This is a genomic window from Acidipropionibacterium thoenii DSM 20276, assembly GCF_000423445.1.
Classification (GTDB): Bacteria; Actinomycetota; Actinomycetes; order Propionibacteriales; family Propionibacteriaceae; genus Acidipropionibacterium; species Acidipropionibacterium thoenii.
Genome location: NZ_AUHZ01000047.1, coordinates 1 through 1,261 on the forward strand (window position 1 = coordinate 1; position 1,261 = coordinate 1,261).

1 protein-coding gene is annotated in these 1,261 nt (G+C 58.0%); it reads right to left on the minus strand.

Annotated elements, in window-relative coordinates; translation table 11 throughout:
* Positions 1 to 51 precede the first annotated feature (51 nt).
* Entirely contained in the window at positions 52 to 1,149 is a 1,098-nt protein-coding gene (gene tyrS, locus G554_RS17325; RefSeq protein ID WP_342663100.1) for a tyrosine--tRNA ligase, read from the minus strand.
* Between the last annotated feature and the right edge of the window lie 112 nt (positions 1,150 to 1,261).

Genomic DNA, 1,261 nt, shown 5'->3' on the forward strand with positions numbered 1-1,261 from the left:
TCAGACCCCGACTACACCCTGGATTCGGATGAGCCGCATTTGACTGGCGCTTTAGCTCGATCGCTCCGGCGGTGGGGCGCCGATGGAGCCATTGAAGGCCTGCCGCGTTCTTTCCACGCCGTGAACCAAGGAAGTAACCTCGAAGGCAAGGATCCCTTTAGCTCGGCGGACGCCCGACTCCTGAGCCATGCCGCGCTCTAGTTCGTTAATTTCTTCGCTGCCGAGAAATGTGAAAGTCTTCAGTAGTCCGATGATGATTGATTCATGTTGATCCAACCAAAATCTCACCATCTCCGCGGGGCTAGTCATGTCCGCATCTAGCCAAACGGCGTTGCCCTCGCTCTTTCCGAACTTGCGCCCGGTGGCGTCCGTAATCAGCGGGGTTCCAACAGCATGCAGGGAAACCCCCTCCACACGTTTGGTCAATTCAATTCCAGCCGTGAGGTTTCCCCACTGGTCACTGCCTCCTGTTTGGAGAAGGCAACCGTGGCGCTTGTAGAGTTCGAGGAAGTCCATTCCCTGAAGGGCTTGATAGCTAAATTCCGTAAACGAAATCCCGTCCTCCGCGGCTAGCCTAGACGACACGATCTGCTTCTTGATCATTGTGCCAACACGGAGATTCTTTCCCACGTCACGAAGAAAATCGAGGGCGGTCAGGGGAGCGGTCCAATCTAGATTATTCACGAGTCGCGCTGGATTGGGGCAGTCAAAGTCCAAAAATCGGGAGATCTGCGCTCGAAGGCTTTCGACCCACTGTTCCACTACCGTGCGATCGTTGAGCCGGCGTTCGGATGTTGGTTTGGGATCGCCGATTAGGCCCGTTGATCCCCCCACTAACGCGATGGGCCAGTGGCCAGCCAATTGAAGCCGTCGCATCAGGATCAGCTGGACCAGGTTGCCCAAGTGGAGGCTGGGAGCGGTAGGGTCAAACCCGCAGTAAAATGTGATGGGAGGGCCGTCTACTACGTCGCGTAACGCGTCCGCATTGGTAGAGACATGTACTGCGTCACGGTAGACAAGCTCTTCCCACAGGCTCGCAAAGGCTGGGTCGCGCCGGATGGGGGCTGGGCTGCTGGGCATGGGCCAGCTTGAAAATGATCGAGCTCTCCCCCCCGTTGCCCCACTCTCGGTTGCGTGATCGACGTCCATGTCGCCTGAGGATACCGGGCTCTTCACGAACGAGGGTGTAGCGCGGGTCTGAATCCGCCGGCTTCGAGCAGCGACCGAGCGATGTAGTGGCTGAGGTTGCGGAAGCCGAGGG